Here is a 15,819-nt window from a genome sequence, read left to right as displayed (position 1 = left end):
CTTACAGCTTCAAAGCGTCTTGCAACTGCCGTGCCGAGAAGCGCTGCCGCGCCGCGGGCCAGGCCTCGAGCAACTCGACCATGCGCGCGTTGCGCGGCGCCTCCAGGCCGCAGGCCTCGGCCAGCCGCACGATCTCGCCGCTGAGCGCATCGATCTCGGTGCGCCGGCCGAGCGCGAGGTCGTCGGCCATGCTCGAGCGCGCCTTGGCGTCGATGCGCAGCATGCGCGCGGCGACGATGCGGAACAGCCAGTCGGGCAGCCGCAGCAGGCCCGGCAGCCGGCGCGGCGGCACGGCCGTGACCTGGGCCGGCGCGATGCCGGCCTGGCGCAGCACGCGCAGGCCCTCGTCCATGAGCGCCGCGAAGCAGCGCCGGTAGCCGCGCTGCATCAGCTGCTCGCGCAGCGGCAGGCCCGACAGCGCATTGACCGGGTTGTTGAGGTTGATCAGCAGCTTGCCCCACTGGATCGGCCGCAGGTCGGCATGCAGGTCGAGCGGCACGCCGGCGCGCTCGAACACCGGCAGCCAGGGCCGCAGCGCCTCGTCGTCGCGCGCCGCGAGCCGGCCCGGCGTGCCGCGGTGGAAGGCACCGGGGCCGAGCTCGGCGACGTTGTAGGGCACCATCGCCGGCACCACGTTGAGCGTGGGGCCGGCCTCGGACGCGACCGCGGCATTCGAGACCCCGTTCTGCAGCGAGACCACCAGCGTGCCCGCCGGCAGCGAGAAGGCCAGCTCGGCCGCGGCCTCGGCGGTGGCACCGCTCTTCACGGCAAGCAGCACCAGGGCGGGCTTGATGCCGCCGGGGACCCGGTCGACCAGGTGCAGGCCGGCGGCCGGCAGATGGTGCTTGCGGCCCTCGAGATCGGTCAGCGCCAGGCCCTGCGCGGCCAGCGCCTGCAGCACGCGCGCACGCCCGACGAAGGTGACCGGCACGCCGGCCGCCGCGAGGCTGCCGCCGACGAAGCAGCCGATGGTGCCCGCGCCCATCACGAGGACTTCGCCGGGCACCGTGTCGGTCATCGCGACGGTTTCCGCGGGATCAGAGGCGTTCGCTCACCCAGGCCTGCACCGACTGCAGCGCCGCGGGCAGCGCGGCGGCATCGGTGCCGCCGGCCATCGCCAGGTCGGGCTTGCCGCCGCCCTTGCCACCCACCTGCTGGGCCACGAAGTTGACGAGCTCGCCGGCCTTGACCTTGCCCATCGCGTCGGCCGTGACGCCGGCCGCGAGCTGCACCTTGGCGCCGTCGACCGCGGCCAGCACGATGGCGGCGCTCTTGAGCTTGTCCTTGAGCTTGTCCATGGTGTCGCGCAGCGTCTTGGCATCGGCGCCGTCGAGCTTGGCGGCCAGCACCTTCACGCCCTTGACCTCGATGGCCTGCGCCAGCAGCTCGTCGCCCTTGGACGAGGCGAGCTTGCCCTTGAGCGAGCCGACTTCGCGCTCGAGCGCCTTGACCTGGTCGAGCACCTGGGCCAGCCGGCCCTGCAGCTCGGCGGCCGGCGCCTTGAGCGTGGCGGCCGCGCTGTGCACGGTGGATTCGAGGTCCTGCAGGTAGGCCAGCGCATTGGCGCCGGTGATGGCTTCCACGCGGCGCACGCCGGCGGCCACGCCGCCTTCGCTCACGATCTTGAACAGGCCGATGTCGCCGGTGCGCGCCACGTGCGTGCCGCCGCAGAGCTCGCGGCTCGAGCCGATGTCGAGCACGCGCACGGTCTCGCCGTACTTCTCGCCGAACAGCATCATCGCGCCGGTCTTCTGGGCCGATTCCATGTCCATCACGCGCGCCTGCGTGGCGGCGTTGGCGAGGATCTCGGCATTCACGCGCTGCTCGATCTCGAGGATCTGCTCGCGCGTGACCGGTGCGTTGTGCGCGAAGTCGAAGCGCGTCTTGTCGGCATCGACCAGCGAGCCCTTCTGCTGCACGTGGCCGCCGAGCACCTCGCGCAGCGCCTTGTGCATCAGGTGGGTGACCGAGTGGTTGCGCATGGTGGCGGCGCGGCGCGCGCCGTCGACCGCGGCCTTGACGCTGTCGCCGACCTTGAGCGTGCCCTGGGTCTGCGTGCCGTGGTGGCCGTAGACGTCGGCCTTGATCTTGAGCGTGTCCTCGACGCCGAACTGCACGCCCTCGGCCGAGATGAAGCCCTGGTCGCCGACCTGGCCGCCGCTCTCGGCGTAGAACGGGGTGGTGTCGAGCACCACGATGCCGCTCTGGCCTTCCTTGAGTTCCTGCACGGCCGAGCCTTCGAGGTACAGCGCCAGCACCTTGGCCGCTTCCTCGAGGTGTTCGTAGCCGGTGAAGACGTTGCCCGCGCCGCTGTACTCGACCGCGCGCTCCATCTTGAACTTGCCGCCCGCGCGGCCGGCTTCCTTCTGGCGCCGCATCGCTTCGTTGAAGCCGGCCTCGTCGACCTGCACGTCGCGCTCGCGGCAGACGTCCTGCGTCAGGTCGAGCGGGAAGCCGTAGGTGTCGTGCAGCTTGAAGGCCACGTCGCCCGGCAGCGTCTTCACGCCGCCGGCCAGCGCCGTGTCGAGGATTTCCATGCCGATCGCCAGCGTCTCGAAGAAGCGCTCTTCCTCGGCCTTGAGCGTGTCGGTGATCTGCTTCTCGTCGGCCACCAGCTTCGGATAGGCCTCGCCCATCAGCCTCGCCAGGTCGGGCACCAGCTTGTGGAAGAAGGGCTTCTTCTGCCCCAGCTTGTAGCCATGCCGGATCGCGCGGCGGATGATCCGCCGCTGCACATAGCCGCGGCCTTCGTTCGAGGGGATCACGCCGTCGGCCACCAGGAAGGCGGTGGCGCGGATGTGGTCGGCGATCACCTTGAGCGAGTTGTTCGCGAGGTCCTTCTCGCCGGTCTCGCGCGCGGCGGCCTTGATCAGCGCATCGAAGATGTCGATCTCGTAGTTGCTGTGCACGTGCTGCAGGATCGCCGCCAGGCGTTCCAGGCCCATGCCGGTGTCGACGCAGGGCGCGGGCAGCTTGACGACGCTGCCGTCGTCCTGCATGTCGAACTGCATGAACACGTGGTTCCAGATCTCGATGAAGCGGTCGCCGTCTTCCTCCGGGCTGCCCGGGGGGCCGCCGGGGATGTGCGGGCCGTGGTCGTAGAAGATCTCGGAGCACGGGCCGCAGGGGCCGGTGTCGGCCATCATCCAGAAGTTGTCGGACTTGTACTTGCCGCCCTTGTTGTCGCCGATGCGGATCACGCGCTCGGGCGGCAGGCCGATCTCCTTGGTCCAGATGTCGAAGGCCTCGTCGTCCTCGTGGTAGACCGTGGCCAGCAGGCGCTCGGGCGGCAGCTTGAAGACCTGCGTGAGCAGCTCCCAGCCCCAGTGCAGCGATTCGCGCTTGAAGTAGTCGCCGAAGCTCCAGTTGCCCAGCATCTCGAAGAAGGTGTGGTGGCGCGCGGTGTAGCCCACGTTCTCGAGGTCGTTGTGCTTGCCGCCGGCGCGCAGGCAGGCCTGGACCGAGGCGGCGCGCACGTAGGGGCGCTTGTCTTCGCCGAGGAACACGTCCTTGAACTGCACCATGCCCGAGTTGGTGAACATCAGCGTCGGGTCGTTGCCCGGCACCAGCGGGCTCGAGGCCACCACCGTGTGGCCCTTGGAGGCGAAGAAATCGAGAAAGGTCTTGCGGATGTCCGCGACAGTGAATGTGGGCTGGCTCATCTTTGGATTCGTCTTCTGTCGAGGGCGGCGCGGCGATGGCGACCCTCATGTCGAACCCACTGCGGCGAACCGGCCTAACTGCTTGATTTGCTTGAACAATCGATTATAGGTTTGGCGCCCGCCGGGCGGCCCGGCCGGATGCAATCCCCCGCTGCACGCTCCCTGGCGCGGGGCTAATATGTGCCCTGACGCGAACCCGGGGACCGACGAGAACCAAAACCGGCCGGCCCCCTCCTATTCATCTGGACATGAATCAAGGAACACGCATGGCAAGCCACGAGGCGGAAGCGCACTGGACGATCGAAGACCTCGACTTCTCGCGCATCGCGCTCGACAGGGTGCGCAGCGACGAGAACCTCTTCTATCTGGTGGCCGCCGCCTCCTTCATCGAAAGCGGTTCCGACCTCTACACCCACAACCTGGTCGATTTCTTTCGTGGCGATGAGGAAGTCACCGCCTGGCTCAGTACCCAGTGGGAGCAGGAGGAACTGCAGCACGGCAAGGCGCTGCGCGCCTACGTCGAGTACGTCTGGCCCGAGTTTCCCTGGGAGCAGGCCTACCGCGGCTTCCTCGAGGAGTACGCCACCTACTGCAAGGTCGAGCTGCTGGCGCCCACGCGCGGCCTCGAGATGAGCGCGCGCTGCGTGGTCGAGACCGGCACCGCCACCTACTACAAGGCCATGGCGCGCAGCACCGACGAGCCCGTGCTGCACGACCTCGCGACCCGCATCGCGACCGACGAGGTCAACCACTACAAGCACTTCTATCGCTTCTTCCGCCGCTACCGCGAGCAGGAAGGGCTGGGCCGCTTCCGCGTGCTCGGCACCATCGGCCGGCGCACGCTGGAACTCAAGAGCGAGGACGCCGACTGCGCGATCCGCCACGTGGTGCGCGCGCGCTCGCCCGAGCGCGCCGACGATGCCGCCTACGTGCGCGGCCTCGGCGCCACCATGAACCGCACCATCCGCACCCACCTGAGCCCGGGCGCCACGCTCAAGATGCTGATGCGTCCGCTCGAGCTGCCGGCGCGCGTGCAGACGGTGGTGCAGTACCCGATCCAGCAGTTCATGCAGCACGTGTTCCTGCGCTGAGGCGCGGTACATGCAGGCCCGCGCGGCCATCCATTCACGACAGCGAATAAGGGAGAACGAGCATGCCGCCATCGGCATGAAATTGACGCACGTCAAGAGTTTTTGAGGCGAACGCTCCGACAGTGGAAACCGTTTCGGAAGCCCTCCATGCGAAGGCTCCGAGCACCTTCCATAACTACAGACTCGCCCAGAGACAAAGGACAGGTTCGTCATGACCACTCCCTCGCCCATCGCCGTGGAGAGCAGCAGCGCGCCGCGCTCCGCCTCGGCTTCCTCCACCACCCGCAAACCCTCGACGCGCTGGATCCAGCTCTCGCTGGGCATCGTCTGCATGGCGATGATCGCCAACGTCCAGTACGGCTGGACCCTGTTCGTCGCACCGATGGAGGCCAAGCACCACTGGGGGCTGGCCGCGATCCAGATCGCGTTCTCGGTCTTCGTCGTGGTCGAGACCTGGCTGGTGCCGATCGAAGGCTGGCTGGTCGACCGCTTCGGCCCGCGGCCGGTGATCGCCGGCGGCGCGATCCTCGCGGCCTGCGGCTGGATCATCAACGCCTACGCCGACAGCCTGCCGGTGCTCTACGCCGCGGCCGTGATCTCGGGCATCGGCGCCGGCTGCGTCTACGGCACCTGCGTGGGCAACGCGCTCAAGTGGTTCCCCGACCGCCGCGGCCTGGCCGCGGGCCTCACGGCCGCGGGCTTCGGCGCCGGCGCGGCGATCACCGTGATCCCGATCGCCAACATGATCCAGACCTCGGGCTACGAGCACACCTTCCTGTACTTCGGCATCCTGCAGGGCGCCTGCATCTTCGTGATGTCGATGTTCATGGTGAAGCCCTTCGTACCCAGCGGCGTGATCGCGCAGACCCGCCTGGTGATGACCAAGGTCGACTACACGCCGGCCGCGATGGTCAAGACCCCGGTCTTCTGGCTCACCTACCTGCTGTTCGTGCTGGTGGCCGCGGGCGGCCTGATGGCCACGGCCGAGATCGGCCCGATCGCCAAGGACTACCACATCGACAAGATGCCGATGCACTTCCTCGGCCTGTCGATGCCCCTGCTGACCATGACGCTGGCCATCGACAACCTGGCCAACGGCTTCACGCGGCCGCTGTGCGGCTTCGTGTCGGACAAGATCGGTCGCGAGAACACCATGCTGATCGTCTTCATCGGCGAGGGCCTGGCCCTGCTGGGCCTGCGCCAGTACGGCCACGAGCCGGTGGCCTTCATGACCTTCGCGGCGCTGGTGTTCCTGTTCTGGGGCGAGATCTACTCGATCTTCCCGGCGCTGGTGGCCGACACCTTCGGCATCAAGAACGCCGCCGGCAACGCCGGCACCATGTACACGGCCAAGGGCACCGCCTCGCTGTTCGTGCCGCTGGGCACCGTGCTGGCCGCGGGCGGCAACTGGGACCGCGTGTTCCTGCTGGTCGCGGTGGTGTCGATCGCCTCGGGCATCGCGGCCAAGCTGGTACTGGCGCCGCTGCGCCGGCGCACCATCGAGGCCGCGAACGCGGCGGCGGCCGCGCGCAACTGAAGACGTTTCCACCCCAAAGAAAAACGGCCGCATCAGCGGCCGTTTTTTCTTCTTTCTGCGGGCAGTGTCAGCTCGCCGAGGTCGCACCGGCACGCCGGCCGGCATCGAGCGAGTAGAGCTGAGGTTGCGGGCGCTCCTCGGACACCTTGGGCGCATCCGCACCGCTGGAGGGCTGCGGCCGGTAGAGCTCGCTCTCGAGGCGCCGCACCCGCTCGGCGTACATGCGCGCCAGCGCGCTGTGGTGCTCGGCCGCGGCCTGGTGCTCGATGCGCGCCATCTGCGCCTCCTCGAGCAGCGTCGCTGCGCGCTTCAGGTAGGCGGTCGGGCTCGAACGAAGGAAGTCGAACATCATGGGAAGCTCCTTTCGGATGTGATGCGATGGAGCCATCCTTGGCCGCCGGGCGGCGGCGGTCTGTAGTCTCATGCGCCACGCGGGCGTAGACACGAGGGAATCGTTCACGGAATCGCGGCCGGCATGAGGGCAGGGAAAGTACCGACGTTAAACTTTTGTTTTCATCGGAAACTTCGCTCGAATCCTCCCTCCCCCTGAGCTACATGCTCACCTCACCCGCTTCGGCGGGTGTTTTTTTGGGCCTCAGATCCGCTGTTGCCATTTCGCCAGGAAGGCCGCGACGGCCGCGCCGACCAGCAGCCCGATCGCATCCGCCAGCAGGTCCTCGAACTCCGCCGAGCGATCGGGCGTGAACGACTGCAGCACCTCGATCAATCCGCCATAGGCCAGCAGCGCCGGCAACACGAGACGCAGTCGCCCGGGCCATGACCAGCAGCCCAGGCCGCCGAGCGTCGCGAAGGCCAGCAGGTGGTTGGACTTGTCCCAACCGGTGGTCGGCATCGGCACGTTCTGGGGCAGCAGGCTCAGCACGAGCACCGCGAGCATCGTGATGGCCAGCAGCCAGCGCCACTTGCGCGGGCCGGCGAGGGCCGCATGCGAAAAGATCTCCGGTCGGCTCACGCCATCTCCTGTAGCAAAGCCCTCGATTGTGCCGCCCACGACAGCCGCGGCTTGCCCTCGCGCGCAACGTCCCCGCAGAATCGCGCGTGCCCGCATCCGGGCGCATTCGCCACAAGAAGAACACGAGGAGACAACCGATGCTCAAACGGCTTCTGGCCCTGGCCGTGCTTGCCACCGCGCTCGTGGGCTGCACCACCGCGCCCCCCGTTCCACCCGATGCCGGCAAGCTGCCCAGGGGCGCGAAGGTCGGCCTGCTCGTCAACATGCCGGCGCCCGCGCAGCACATGCACGTGGGCACCACCGTCTTCACCAACTTCGCGACGAGCCACCAGTTTCCGTGGAACCCCACGTCGCGGACCTACGACATCTTCACTGCCGACCTCGAGCGAGCCGGCTTCCAGGTCGTGCGGCTCACGAACTACGCCACCACCAGCGTCAATGCGCTCGCCGTCTCGCAGAACGACGGCTGGCGCGCCAATCCGGCCCAGGCCTGGGCAACGCAGAAACTCAAGGAACAGCAGATCGCGGCGGTCGTCGTCGTCGAGGGCAAGCGCACCCTGACGCGCATGGAGTGCAGCGGCGGCCCCTGCGCCGAAAGCCACATGGCCAATTCGGGACTCTTCACGCGCAGCATGCTCGGTTCGACGCGCTATTTCGCCGTGCCAGCGATGGAGGCCAAGGTCTTCGCCATCGCCCCGCCGATCGAGCTCTCGGCCTACGAGCCGCTGAAGACGCTGCAGGCGGGACGCGTACGGCAGCTCAAGGACTTCGCGGAACCGAAGGACTTCAACCTGTTGAGCAAGGCCGAGTTCCAGCCGGTGGTGACGGCGATCGATGCCCACATCGCAGCGATCTCGCGTGCGACGGTGCAGGCGCTGGTCAACGGGGCGAAGTAGCAAGACCCCATGCACGTCCAACCGCTGTTCGCCATGACCGAGCGCCACGAGCTGCACCGGCTCATGCGCGACTACCCGCTCGCCACCGTCGTCGTCGCCCGCTCGGGAAAGATGGACGCGAACCTGCTGCCCCTGCACCTCTCGGACCGCGGCGCGCATGGCCTGCTGTCGGGCCACGTGGCGCGAAGCCATTCGCTGTGGACGCAGGACCCGGGAGAGGCCGAGGTCACCGCCGTCTTCCAGAGCCCCAACGCCTACATTTCCCCGCGCTGGTACGTCAACGGACAGCGCAGCGGCCGCAATGCGCCGAGCTGGAACTACGTGGCGGTGCAGGCACAAGGGCGGCTGCGATTCATCGACGACGCCGACTGGATGCGCGCCCACCTTGCGGCGTTGACCGCGGCGCAGGAAGCGGGGCGGCCGCAGCCCTGGTCGGTGGAGGACGCATCGCCCGAATTCCTCGGCGAGACGGCACGGCGGCTCGTGGGCTTCGAGATCGAGATCCAGGCCTTGACCGGCAAGCGGTTTCTTTCCCAGCAGCGCACCGAGGCGGATCGGGAGAGTCTGGTGCGGAACCTGGAGCAGGATGCATCGCCAGCCGCTCGAGCGGTTGCCGGACTCCTGCGGCCATAGCGGGATCTTCAATCGGCTATGGCACCATCGGCAGACCAGGGAGCCACAAGAAAAACAGTCACGATTTCGACGGTCAGAGGCACGGAGCCGCCGAGATCGAGGCGAGCGAAGACGCACCGCAAGTCTTCCTCTCGATTCAATCATTCACCGCGATGAACGCCACAACGAAGCAAATCACGATTCGCCAGAACACCTACGACGTGGTGACCGATCTCGACTATGGCGCCCGGATCGGCAGCCGCTTCGAACCCCAGACGGTCGCGATCATGGAGGCACTGATCGACCCCGATTCACGCGTCATCGACATCGGCGCGAACATCGGCATCACCAGCCTGGCCCTGGCGCAGATGTGCCCCGCCGGGCGCATCGCCGCGGTGGAGCCGGTCCCCGCGACCTACGAGTTGCTGGCCGCGAACGTCCGGCTCGCGGCGCTCGGCCATGTCTCCACGCACAACTTCGCCCTCGGCAAGGAGCCGGGCGAGGTCGTGATGCAGGGCAACCCGAACGACCTGTCGGGCTTCTTCGTCTCGGACGATCACTACGTCGTCAAGGCCGACCACCACAGCGAGGCCAAGGCACAGGTCCTGCGCCTCGACGATGCCCTCCCGCAGCTCGGCCTCGACCGCATCGACATGCTCAAGATCGATGTCGAGGGCTTCGAACTCGACGTGCTCGAGGGTGCCAGCGAGGCACTCGCCAGGTTTCGTCCGCGCGTGTTCATGGAAATGAACCATGTCGCGTTGAATCTCTGGCGCGGCATCGCCCTGCCAGAGTTCCGCAAGAGGCTGCTGAAGATTTTTCCTTTTGCCTACGCGATCGGCCCCGATCTGATCGCCGACCTGTCGGACGACTCGCAAAGCACCAAGGCCTTCTACGCCCACGTCTACGAGAGCCACAAGTTCACGGACCTCGTGTGCGGCTTCGACAAGGCGGACCTCGCGCAGCGGCTCGCGCTCATCCCCGCCATTGCCCAGAAGAACGATCGCATCTTTGCCGAGCAGGATGCCCGGTCCGAAGCGCAATTCGAGCGACTCCACAAGCGATTGGGGGAGGCGGAACAGGCGCGGGACGCGGCGCTGGCCGAATGCCATCGACTCACGGAGGAGCGCAACAAGGTCTTGGCGGACCGCGACAAGGCAGCGGCCGAACGAGACGCCCTGCGTTCGGAGATCCATGGAATGGTCTCCTCCAAGAGCTGGAAGCTGACCTCGCCGCTTCGCAATTTCCGACGCACGCTGGGGCTCTGAGTCGATCCGCTAGAATCCGCCCCCACGCGGGTGTAGTTCAATGGTAGAAGCTCGCCCTCCAGTGAAAACGCCGTCATTTCACTGAAACCTACGCCAAAACCTACGCCGCAACATTTGGCGCTCAGGTCATAGCATCCCCCCCATGAAACAGGACGAATGGTTCGAGCAATTTGCCGACGAGTTCCGCGTGCTTGCCTTCGACCCCATCGGATCCGAATGGCTGGAAGAACTTGCCGCCGCGGTCTATCCCTTGGCCGGCAAGATGGAGCCCGCCCAGGCCGCGAAGCTGGTCTACACGGCCATGATGTTCGAGCCGGCGGAGTGCGTGGAGATGGCCCGCGTGGGTCGTCCTGACGGGCTGCGGATGCGTGGGGACCGGTGGCTTACCCGGTGCCTCGGGCCCTGGCCGCCTCGGTAGACTGGCCGCAGTCAACGCCGAAGGACGCTATGCGTGGAAGAAGCTTCAAGTACGCGGACCGCGAGATGTTCGAACTACTCACGCTCGCGCTGGGCCGCATGCAAGACGACCATACGCTGTTCGGCGAGCTGCTCGCGCGAGGCGAACTGGATGACGAGCGCGTGAAGCACCACATGGCCCACCTCGCGCACCTCTCAGAACACGCGCGCGACCGGCTGCGCTTGATGGGGCTGACCGTCAAGCCGCGGGCGCCGTTCGACGAGCCCGACAGATCTGCCTATACCGACGGCCTGTAGCTACGCCGAAGGCTCAGCCCTCGATCGGCCCAGCCTCGAATTCCTCGACCGGCGCCAGCTTCAGCAGCTTGCGCGCCTCATCCACCGTGCCGGCCAGCCAGAGGTCGACGTCGCCGAGCTCGATCGGAATCACACTGCGCTTGTCCTGCTTGTCGGCCGGCAGCGGCTCTTTGGTCTTGGGGTCGACCTCGGGCTTGTGCATGCGGTTCATCAGCGGGTGCTCGTCGGCATTCAGCGTGAGCATCGTGTAGCTCTCGTGGATCTCGCCGGTGGCCTTATCTACCCAGGTGTTCCACAGGCCCGCCAGCCCCCACGGCGCCCCGTCAGCGCGCCGGAATGCCCACCACTGGTTCTTGCCAGTCTCCCAATTCGGCTCGTCGAACGAGCGCGCCGGGATGATGCAGCGCTGCCCGCGCTTCCATGGGTTCTTGTAGCTGGCCTTCTCCTCGAGTTCCTCCGACCTGGCGTTGTTGGTCGGGTATTTGATGTTCGGATCCTTGGCGAACCATGGGATCAGACCCCACCGCCCGGATACCAGTTCGCGCTCATAGCCGGTCGCGTCCTTTGCTCGGCGAATGAACGGGCCCTGCTTTGTCGGCCATATCGCCTTCACCCACTTCGGCGGCGAGTTCTGACGGACGTGCCAGTACGACTCGATCTCATAGTCGTCGGGGGAGATGTAACGGTTGCAGATGGCTGTGCTCCTTGCTGCCGATGGACTGATTCTGCGCTCGGGAACCCGTTGACGGTCAAGCTCGGGCGGATTGATACTGTACACCCATACAGTATTTTGGAGATTGTGATGACTGCAGCTACCGACCGCTTCGCTTGGGTTTCCGGCTTCACCAATGCATGGGTCAGGGCCGCCGAAGGGCGAGCAGACGCAGAACGTCTTGTTGAAACGGGCCAGGCCTTATACCCAGTGCTGAAAGATCAACCTCCCGAAGAGGTCGCGCGCAAGCACTTCGAAAACACCCCAAAGCCGAAACAGCGCATCCGGCAACCCGAGAAGGAGTACACGGCTCTAGCCGTCGAACTTGGAATGATCAAGGACGGGGACAAGCTCGACCGGAATCTGCTGTCGTTCGCCTACGGCGTAGCAGAAAAGTGCGCATCCATCGGCGACCAATACGGCTACGGCAGGGAGTGCGCCGGCCTTCACATCCGCGGGATCTACGGTGAAGTGAGGCGCTGGCCGGCCGTCGAAGAAGATGTGCCGTTCTGACCATGAAAGACGTCGAGTACTTCACATTCATGATGCCGCCGAGCATCTGGAAGAAGAAGCCGCACCCGTCGAGCTTCAAGATGTCGATCGAGCAAGCGGCGCGGCGATGCCCCGAAGCCACGCCGATCATGAGCACCCGCGAAGTGCGCAGCCTGCCCGAAACTGCGGAAGAAATGGAGCGCAACCAGATCAAGCACAAAGGCAGGGCAAAGACGCCAGGCGAAGAGCGGTTGCAAGCCTGGCTCACAGCCCGCATCGGCATGAAGAGCGAAAAGCTCGACTAGCGCGCCCTGGACAATCGCACCATGCAAGCTGAATTTTTCCCCGCCGAAGTAACAATCCTACGCGCGCCGACCTGGTACAGCGCCGAAGCCCATGACGAAACCGAGCTGCCGCTGGCGCCCGGCGACTACAAGGTGACGCCCGGCGAGCGCTGGACGGTCACCTCGTTGAAGGACGGCTCGACCGTCTACAGTGGCATCGGCCCGGTCGAGATCCGCCGCGGCGCGAGGTGAGCGGCATGGCGTCTCTCTACCTCTCGATGACCGAAAAGCTCGTGGCGCACTGGAAGGCCACGGGCAACACCTACCCAAAGAAGTTCGTTCTCACGCCGGCCCAACACAAGGAATATGAGCGGCTGCGCGTCATCGGCAGCTTCCCGCCGACCGACAGCATGATCCACATGGGCGTGCCGATCGAGCTCGCCGAGGGAACGCCAGGCGTGATGGTCGCAGCCGACGGCGCCGAGGTCGCGCTACTCGGCACCCCCGACGCATGAAGACCGCCGAGCTCGCGGGCCCGGCGCTCAATGGCTGGATCGCGAAGGCCTTGGGCGAGCCGGCCGGCACCGACTATGCGAACGACTGGCCGGCATTCGACCGGCTGCTCGAGCGCGAGGCGATCCACGTTGCCCCGATGCCCGGGAAGGGCTACCAGTGGTGCGCGATCGTCACCGGCAAGCCCGGCAGTCGTTTCCCTGACGGCCGGGCACCATGGAAAGAGGGCCTTACCCCGCGCATCGCTGTTGGCCGCGCCATCGTGGCCGCACGCTATGGTGAAGAGGTGCCAGACCAGCAGCCCTAGCGACATCTCCGCGCCGGCCGAAGCCAGCGGAGAAGTAGCAGGCATGGCCCGCCCGAGCGGCGGCAGCCTCGCGTCCCCACGTACCATTCCGCTATCAACAACTGAGGAGCGGAGTTATGGTCTTTCTACGGATCGCGTTGCTAGCCTTCTGGACGTACTACGCATACGCTTTTGGCCAGTACCCACCAGACGAACTCAATGCCTTCGGCAAGTTCGCCGCCGTTTCATTCTTCGTGGTCGCGCCCATCTTCTACCTGCTGCCCATCTACGAAGCCTGGCGTCGCAAACACCCAAACCTCATCGCTATCGCTCTCGTGGACATCCTGCTTGGCTGGACCCTTGTCGGCTGGGTGGCCGCCATGGCTTGGGCCTTCACCAGCGGCCGCAGAGAAGTGGTGATTGTTCCGCCGGTGACAGAGGTCCCCGACGGCCCCATGAAGAAGTGCCCCTTCTGCGCAGAGACCATCAAGGCCGAAGCCATCAAGTGCAAGCATTGCGGTTCCTCGCTGACCGCCGCGGCCAGGTAGGCTGCCCTGCAGGGTGGTGCGCGCCCTACTTCGCCTTCACTGCGTCCCAGGAACGCTCACAGACGGCGCCAGCAATCCGGAGCTTCTGAGCGTAGCCTCCGACCGCTTCCGCTCTTCGGTCAGCGCGCTCAAGCAGTCCGGCGAACACTCCGATGGGATCGGGATCAGGCTGACCCGGCCCTGAGGCGGGAGCTCGGGCCAGCGTTCTGGCTCGCTCGGCGGCGGCGAGATAGAGGTTCCGCATGCGCTCACCATCAGAGCGGACAGCGCCAAGCTGACTTTCCAGGAATGCAATCTGCTGTTGCCCATCTCGGGCCTCCTTGTCGACGGCCTGCTGCCGTTGCTCTGCCCGCTGCGCTCGCGCCTTGTCAGCCAGGATGCGGGCCTCCTGCTGGGCGATCTTGTAGGCATCGAATTCCCCGCGCAGCGACGCACGGCCGGCGCGGTAGACGAAGAAGTGGGTGAAGGCCAGGCCGACAGCCAAGGCCATGGCGGTCCAGACCCGGGGATTCAGGAGCGCAGCCACGGGCACCTCGCGGACGTGTGGCCCTCGCCACCGCACAGGCAGCACCACTTCATGCGAGCCCCAGCGCCTTGCGCGCGGCCTCGTGAAGCGCCAGGCGGTCCGCCCAACCGTTCGAATCACCAGCAGCCGGCGTGGCTCGGCCGCGGTTGATGATGTCGCAGACATGATCGAAGTTGCCCATGTCGGCCACAGCGTTCAGGTTGCGCATGTCCCAGTAGTCGCAGGCGGACAGCGCCGCCCATTGCGTCTCGGCCATCTTCTCGGGCTCGGCGACGAAGTCCGGCACGCCAGGGAATCGATCCCGCAGGCGATCACGCACTGCGGCGTGGTTCGCGCGGCCGGTGACTTGGATCAGGCCGTGCCCGCGGAAGCGCTTCCCGTCGCCGGGTTGCGTGTTCCCGAGGTCCACCCTGCCCTCGTACCGCGTCTGCGCTGGCGTGGGACCCCAGAGCTCGGTCGTGTACTCGAGGCGGCCAGACTCGTGCCCCACGTTGGGCAGGAACATGATCTGCCGCATCGGCGTGTCGATGCCGTAGAAAGCCATTCCGGCCGACAGTGCGCCAGCGAACAAGCGCGCGCGCTCGAGCCGCGCGCCGGTGCAGCGCGCAAGAAGGGTCGCATCCATCATTTTTCTCCGAGAGGTGCAGCCACCGATGGCGGCGGGTCAACAGGCGCACCGCCACGCAGCCTGCTGCTCGCGTTGGCGATGGCATCGGAAGCGAAGCGGTCCAGCACGCCCAGCCACCGGCCGCGCGAGAAGCCCGCCCAGAGGATCAGCAGCACGCGCAGGTCGTGGACGATGGTGGGCAGCTTGAGGAAGTCCCCCATTGCGCCGGCCGCGGCGTTGTAGCCCTGGATCGCAAGGTACATCGCGGCGCCACCGATCAGCGCCACCACGAGGTCCTTCAGCAGCAGTGCCTTCACGTTGCCAACCAGCGCGCGCTCGGACACCAGCGTGAAGATCGTGCGCGCGGCACCGCCAAGCAGGCCGGCTGAGGCTGCGAAGATCAACGACAGCCAGTCGTAGGCGATCACGTCCTGGGCGAACGACGTGCTGGCATGGCTCAGGGCCGTGTAGCAGACGATCCAAAGGTAGATGGCCACGTTAACGGGACGCTGCATCGAAGGTCTCCCTCATTTGTTGTGAGTTGACTGAGAAGGCGAAGATTCCGCCGATGAAAAGAGACACCATTGCCCGGATGCCATAGGCCCACTCGAGGCCGCCGACATCAAGACGCACGGCGCGATTCGCGAGGACCATCCATGTGCAGGCAGCAACAATGGCGGCCCAGGCGGCGGCAGTGCGAAAGCACTTCCGGTGCAGGATGTCGGGCTTGAAGATCAACGTGAACAGGTGCGGCAGCGCAGCGGCGAACGCCAGACCAAAGGCACCGACCACGCACCATCTCGAGTAAGCGATTGAGCTCACCCGGCTGATCAGGGCGTCCGGCACGAAGAAGATGTAGAAGATTGGCTCGGCCAACAGCAACAGAAACGCTGCCGTGATGAACGAAGCCTGTAGCCGGACCTCCGCGCGATCTTGGTTGCGCGGCAGGCTCGGCGCCCATGCAACGTAGTCCCGAAGGTTCTCGACGTACACCAGCATCGCGGTGCCCAGGAAGCTCTGGGCGATGCCGTCCCAGAGCCGAGCGATCAGCTTTCGCATGTGGACCTTTCAGGCATAAAAAACCCGCCGAAGCGGGTT

At 66.3% G+C, this 15,819-nt stretch carries 22 protein-coding genes; 13 read left to right on the top strand and 9 right to left on the bottom strand.

Annotated elements, in window-relative coordinates:
- Window position 1: 1 nt before the first annotated feature.
- Window positions 2–1,018, bottom strand: a complete 1,017-nt coding sequence (locus tag ACODT0_RS17830; protein ID WP_489041876.1) for a 2-dehydropantoate 2-reductase — start codon at window positions 1,016–1,018, stop codon at window positions 2–4.
- 19 nt (window positions 1,019–1,037) lie between these two features.
- The gene (alaS, locus tag ACODT0_RS17825; protein ID WP_057595714.1) at window positions 1,038–3,662 is read right to left on the bottom strand and encodes an alanine--tRNA ligase; all 2,625 of its coding nucleotides are present in this window, start codon (window positions 3,660–3,662) and stop codon (window positions 1,038–1,040) included.
- Window positions 3,663–3,928: 266 nt separating this feature from the next.
- On the opposite strand from alaS, the gene ACODT0_RS17820 reads away from it, so the two are divergent.
- Window positions 3,929–4,753 (top strand): ferritin-like domain-containing protein, encoded by an 825-nt coding sequence (locus ACODT0_RS17820; protein WP_057595715.1) that lies wholly within the window; start codon window positions 3,929–3,931, stop codon window positions 4,751–4,753.
- A 211-nt stretch (window positions 4,754–4,964) separates the two neighbouring features.
- Window positions 4,965–6,290, top strand: coding sequence for an oxalate/formate MFS antiporter (gene oxlT / locus ACODT0_RS17815; RefSeq protein WP_057595716.1), 1,326 nt, complete (start codon window positions 4,965–4,967; stop codon window positions 6,288–6,290).
- A gap of 67 nt (window positions 6,291–6,357) precedes the next feature.
- On the opposite strand, the gene ACODT0_RS17810 is transcribed toward oxlT, so the two are convergent.
- Together ACODT0_RS17810 and ACODT0_RS17805 are read right to left on the bottom strand one after the other, a co-directional pair.
- On the bottom strand, window positions 6,358–6,642 hold the full coding sequence (locus ACODT0_RS17810) for a hypothetical protein (RefSeq protein WP_057595717.1): 285 nt from the start codon (window positions 6,640–6,642) through the stop codon (window positions 6,358–6,360).
- A gap of 243 nt (window positions 6,643–6,885) precedes the next feature.
- The gene (locus tag ACODT0_RS17805) at window positions 6,886–7,263 is read right to left on the bottom strand and encodes a VanZ family protein (protein ID WP_489041875.1); all 378 of its coding nucleotides are present in this window, start codon (window positions 7,261–7,263) and stop codon (window positions 6,886–6,888) included.
- 137 nt (window positions 7,264–7,400) lie between these two features.
- Here ACODT0_RS17805 and ACODT0_RS17800 point away from each other — a divergent pair, with 137 nt between their 5' ends.
- The 5 genes from ACODT0_RS17800 to ACODT0_RS17780 all read left to right on the top strand — a co-directional run bounded on the left by ACODT0_RS17800 (window position 7,401) and on the right by ACODT0_RS17780 (window position 10,753).
- Window positions 7,401–8,159, top strand: a complete 759-nt coding sequence (locus tag ACODT0_RS17800) for a hypothetical protein (protein WP_489041874.1) — start codon at window positions 7,401–7,403, stop codon at window positions 8,157–8,159.
- Between the two features lie 9 nt (window positions 8,160–8,168).
- Window positions 8,169–8,792 carry an FMN-binding negative transcriptional regulator gene (locus ACODT0_RS17795; RefSeq protein WP_489041873.1) on the top strand — a complete coding sequence of 208 codons (624 nt, stop codon included), beginning with the start codon at window positions 8,169–8,171 and terminating at the stop codon, window positions 8,790–8,792.
- A 152-nt stretch (window positions 8,793–8,944) separates the two neighbouring features.
- Entirely contained in the window at window positions 8,945–10,039 is a 1,095-nt protein-coding gene (locus tag ACODT0_RS17790) for an FkbM family methyltransferase (RefSeq protein WP_057595720.1), read from the top strand.
- 142 nt (window positions 10,040–10,181) lie between these two features.
- Window positions 10,182–10,457 carry a hypothetical protein gene (locus ACODT0_RS17785; RefSeq protein ID WP_489041872.1) on the top strand — a complete coding sequence of 92 codons (276 nt, stop codon included), beginning with the start codon at window positions 10,182–10,184 and terminating at the stop codon, window positions 10,455–10,457.
- Between the two features lie 65 nt (window positions 10,458–10,522).
- Window positions 10,523–10,753: a hypothetical protein gene (locus tag ACODT0_RS17780; protein ID WP_489041871.1), complete on the top strand. Its 231-nt coding sequence runs from the start codon at window positions 10,523–10,525 to the stop codon at window positions 10,751–10,753.
- A 13-nt stretch (window positions 10,754–10,766) separates the two neighbouring features.
- On the opposite strand, the gene ACODT0_RS17775 is transcribed toward ACODT0_RS17780, so the two are convergent.
- Window positions 10,767–11,447 (bottom strand): SOS response-associated peptidase, encoded by a 681-nt coding sequence (locus tag ACODT0_RS17775; protein ID WP_489041929.1) that lies wholly within the window; start codon window positions 11,445–11,447, stop codon window positions 10,767–10,769.
- 108 nt (window positions 11,448–11,555) lie between these two features.
- On the opposite strand from ACODT0_RS17775, the gene ACODT0_RS17770 reads away from it, so the two are divergent.
- From ACODT0_RS17770 to ACODT0_RS17745, 6 genes are all read left to right on the top strand, one after another.
- The gene (locus ACODT0_RS17770; protein WP_489041870.1) at window positions 11,556–11,978 is read left to right on the top strand and encodes a hypothetical protein; all 423 of its coding nucleotides are present in this window, start codon (window positions 11,556–11,558) and stop codon (window positions 11,976–11,978) included.
- A gap of 2 nt (window positions 11,979–11,980) precedes the next feature.
- Window positions 11,981–12,262, top strand: coding sequence for a hypothetical protein (locus ACODT0_RS17765; RefSeq protein ID WP_489041869.1), 282 nt, complete (start codon window positions 11,981–11,983; stop codon window positions 12,260–12,262).
- Between the two features lie 21 nt (window positions 12,263–12,283).
- On the top strand, window positions 12,284–12,493 hold the full coding sequence (locus tag ACODT0_RS17760; RefSeq protein ID WP_489041868.1) for a hypothetical protein: 210 nt from the start codon (window positions 12,284–12,286) through the stop codon (window positions 12,491–12,493).
- 5 nt (window positions 12,494–12,498) lie between these two features.
- On the top strand, window positions 12,499–12,756 hold the full coding sequence (locus ACODT0_RS17755) for a hypothetical protein (protein WP_489041867.1): 258 nt from the start codon (window positions 12,499–12,501) through the stop codon (window positions 12,754–12,756).
- On the top strand, window positions 12,753–13,061 hold the full coding sequence (locus ACODT0_RS17750; protein ID WP_489041866.1) for a hypothetical protein: 309 nt from the start codon (window positions 12,753–12,755) through the stop codon (window positions 13,059–13,061). The genes ACODT0_RS17755 and ACODT0_RS17750 overlap by 4 nt, the downstream gene beginning before the upstream one ends.
- Window positions 13,062–13,177: 116 nt before the next feature.
- A complete protein-coding gene (locus tag ACODT0_RS17745; protein WP_489041865.1) occupies window positions 13,178–13,588 on the top strand; it encodes a superinfection immunity protein in 411 nt (136 codons plus the stop codon).
- Window positions 13,589–13,613: 25 nt separating this feature from the next.
- On the opposite strand, the gene ACODT0_RS17740 is transcribed toward ACODT0_RS17745, so the two are convergent.
- The 4 genes from ACODT0_RS17740 to ACODT0_RS17725 are packed head-to-tail and all read right to left on the bottom strand — an operon-like array spanning window position 13,614 to window position 15,780.
- Window positions 13,614–14,114, bottom strand: a complete 501-nt coding sequence (locus ACODT0_RS17740) for a DUF2514 family protein (RefSeq protein ID WP_489041864.1) — start codon at window positions 14,112–14,114, stop codon at window positions 13,614–13,616.
- Between the two features lie 49 nt (window positions 14,115–14,163).
- The gene (locus ACODT0_RS17735) at window positions 14,164–14,739 is read right to left on the bottom strand and encodes a glycoside hydrolase family 19 protein (RefSeq protein ID WP_489041863.1); all 576 of its coding nucleotides are present in this window, start codon (window positions 14,737–14,739) and stop codon (window positions 14,164–14,166) included.
- A complete protein-coding gene (locus tag ACODT0_RS17730) occupies window positions 14,739–15,236 on the bottom strand; it encodes a hypothetical protein (protein ID WP_489041862.1) in 498 nt (165 codons plus the stop codon). Before ACODT0_RS17730 ends, ACODT0_RS17735 begins: the two co-directional genes overlap by 1 nt.
- Window positions 15,220–15,780 (bottom strand): hypothetical protein, encoded by a 561-nt coding sequence (locus tag ACODT0_RS17725; RefSeq protein ID WP_489041861.1) that lies wholly within the window; start codon window positions 15,778–15,780, stop codon window positions 15,220–15,222. Before ACODT0_RS17725 ends, ACODT0_RS17730 begins: the two co-directional genes overlap by 17 nt.
- Window positions 15,781–15,819 lie beyond the last annotated feature (39 nt).

The sequence above is a fragment of the Variovorax sp. FG153 genome (genome assembly GCF_057809595.1).
The sequence above is the reverse complement of the archived record's forward strand: the minus strand, read 5'-3'. Positions and strand labels throughout refer to the sequence as shown.

Excerpts from the sequence above, each read along its gene's own strand:
- ACODT0_RS17830 (WP_489041876.1), bottom strand. The coding sequence starts at position 1,018 with ATGACCGACACGGTGCCCGGCGAAGTCCTCGTGATGGGCGCGGGCACC.
- ACODT0_RS17810 (WP_057595717.1), bottom strand. The coding sequence starts at position 6,642 with ATGATGTTCGACTTCCTTCGTTCGAGCCCGACCGCCTACCTGAAGCGC.
- ACODT0_RS17730 (WP_489041862.1), bottom strand. The coding sequence starts at position 15,236 with ATGCAGCGTCCCGTTAACGTGGCCATCTACCTTTGGATCGTCTGCTAC.
- ACODT0_RS17785 (WP_489041872.1), top strand. The coding sequence starts at position 10,182 with ATGAAACAGGACGAATGGTTCGAGCAATTTGCCGACGAGTTCCGCGTG.
- ACODT0_RS17745 (WP_489041865.1), top strand. The coding sequence starts at position 13,178 with ATGGTCTTTCTACGGATCGCGTTGCTAGCCTTCTGGACGTACTACGCA.
- ACODT0_RS17735 (WP_489041863.1), bottom strand. The coding sequence starts at position 14,739 with ATGGATGCGACCCTTCTTGCGCGCTGCACCGGCGCGCGGCTCGAGCGC.
- ACODT0_RS17795 (WP_489041873.1), top strand. The coding sequence starts at position 8,169 with ATGCACGTCCAACCGCTGTTCGCCATGACCGAGCGCCACGAGCTGCAC.
- ACODT0_RS17755 (WP_489041867.1), top strand. The coding sequence starts at position 12,499 with ATGGCGTCTCTCTACCTCTCGATGACCGAAAAGCTCGTGGCGCACTGG.
- ACODT0_RS17790 (WP_057595720.1), top strand. The coding sequence starts at position 8,945 with ATGAACGCCACAACGAAGCAAATCACGATTCGCCAGAACACCTACGAC.
- ACODT0_RS17780 (WP_489041871.1), top strand. The coding sequence starts at position 10,523 with ATGTTCGAACTACTCACGCTCGCGCTGGGCCGCATGCAAGACGACCAT.
- ACODT0_RS17760 (WP_489041868.1), top strand. The coding sequence starts at position 12,284 with ATGCAAGCTGAATTTTTCCCCGCCGAAGTAACAATCCTACGCGCGCCG.
- ACODT0_RS17750 (WP_489041866.1), top strand. The coding sequence starts at position 12,753 with ATGAAGACCGCCGAGCTCGCGGGCCCGGCGCTCAATGGCTGGATCGCG.
- ACODT0_RS17770 (WP_489041870.1), top strand. The coding sequence starts at position 11,556 with ATGACTGCAGCTACCGACCGCTTCGCTTGGGTTTCCGGCTTCACCAAT.
- ACODT0_RS17765 (WP_489041869.1), top strand. The coding sequence starts at position 11,981 with ATGAAAGACGTCGAGTACTTCACATTCATGATGCCGCCGAGCATCTGG.
- ACODT0_RS17725 (WP_489041861.1), bottom strand. The coding sequence starts at position 15,780 with ATGCGAAAGCTGATCGCTCGGCTCTGGGACGGCATCGCCCAGAGCTTC.
- alaS (WP_057595714.1), bottom strand. The coding sequence starts at position 3,662 with ATGAGCCAGCCCACATTCACTGTCGCGGACATCCGCAAGACCTTTCTC.
- ACODT0_RS17800 (WP_489041874.1), top strand. The coding sequence starts at position 7,401 with ATGCTCAAACGGCTTCTGGCCCTGGCCGTGCTTGCCACCGCGCTCGTG.
- oxlT (WP_057595716.1), top strand. The coding sequence starts at position 4,965 with ATGACCACTCCCTCGCCCATCGCCGTGGAGAGCAGCAGCGCGCCGCGC.
- ACODT0_RS17820 (WP_057595715.1), top strand. The coding sequence starts at position 3,929 with ATGGCAAGCCACGAGGCGGAAGCGCACTGGACGATCGAAGACCTCGAC.